The following is a 1,111-nucleotide window of genomic DNA, read 5'->3' on the forward strand; positions in this document are numbered from 1 at the left end:
CCGGAGAGGTGGAGCGCAGGGTGAAGTACATGGCGAAGAGCCCACCGAAGAACATGAGCTCGCTGGCAAGCCACACCATGGTCCCGACCTGCACCATGTTCGGCCGGCTCGGGAGCCCCGTGGTGGGCTGATGGAGAGTGGGGTTAGCTGTGGTCACCCAGCCATTATGGCCCCAAACACCGCCCGGGCGGTAAATCGAACCTACCGTGTCGCAGGACGGGTCGTCAGCACCGTCGGGGGGTTTCAGTGACAGTCGGGGGCTGGCGTCCAGGTGATGTCCAGGTTCGAAGCGAGCGGTACCCGACATGGCGCGTTCCCGGGTACGGCCGGGCCGCTACGCTCAGTGCGTGAGCACCCCCGAGAACACCGCAGCAGTCCTTGGGACCTCCTGGCCGGAGGTCTTCCGCGCCCTCACCCTCGGGGAGGACCTCAGCGACGACGTCGCCGCGTGGGCCATGGGGGAGATGATGGCCGGCGATGCCACCGAGGGGCAGGTGGGCGGATTCCTCCTCGCCCTGGCCGCCAAGGGGGTGACGGTGCCGGAGCTGCGGGGCCTAACCGAGGCGATGGTGCAGGCGGCGAACCCGGTGCACGTGCCGGGGGAGACCCTCGACGTCGTGGGCACGGGCGGCGACCGCCTGGGCACCGTGAACCTCTCCACGATGTCCTCGCTCGTGGCCGCCGGTGCGGGCGCGCGGATCGTCAAGCACGGGAACCGCGGCGCCTCGTCCACCGCCGGCGCGGCCGACGTCATCGAGGCCCTCGGCGTCGACCTGTCCATGCCGGCCCGGAAGGCCGAGGAGTGCGCCGAGGCCGTGGGCATCACGTTCCTCTTCGCCCAGAACTACCACCCGTCCATGAAGTACGTGGCCCCGGTGCGCAAGCAGCTTGGAGTGCCCTCCGTGTTCAACTTCCTCGGCCCGCTGAGCAATCCGGCCCAGGTCACCGCCCAGGCCCTGGGCTGCTCGAGCGAGGCCATGGTCCCGCTGCTCGCCCAGGTGCTCGCGGACCGGGGGGTGCGCGGCTTCGTCTTCCGCGGGGCGGACGGCCGGGACAAGATCACGACGTCGGGGCCGTCGACCGTCATGGAGGTCCGGGACGGTGTGCGCAC

1 protein-coding gene and 1 pseudogene are annotated in these 1,111 nt (G+C 70.4%); one reads left to right on the forward strand and one right to left on the reverse strand.

All coding sequences use genetic code 11. The annotated features are described in order from the left end of the window. Positions 1 to 97 (reverse strand): annotated as a pseudogene (locus AB0N07_RS51785) (heme-copper oxidase subunit III); the annotation flags it as partial. A 250-nt stretch (positions 98 to 347) separates the two neighbouring features. Between AB0N07_RS51785 and trpD the strand changes: the two are divergent. Then, on the forward strand, positions 348 to 1,111 hold a 764-nt coding region (gene trpD, locus AB0N07_RS51790; RefSeq protein WP_365848050.1), incomplete at its 3' end, for an anthranilate phosphoribosyltransferase.

This window comes from Streptomyces sp. NPDC051172 (assembly GCF_040682555.1).
Classification (GTDB): domain Bacteria; phylum Actinomycetota; class Actinomycetes; order Streptomycetales; family Streptomycetaceae; genus Streptomyces.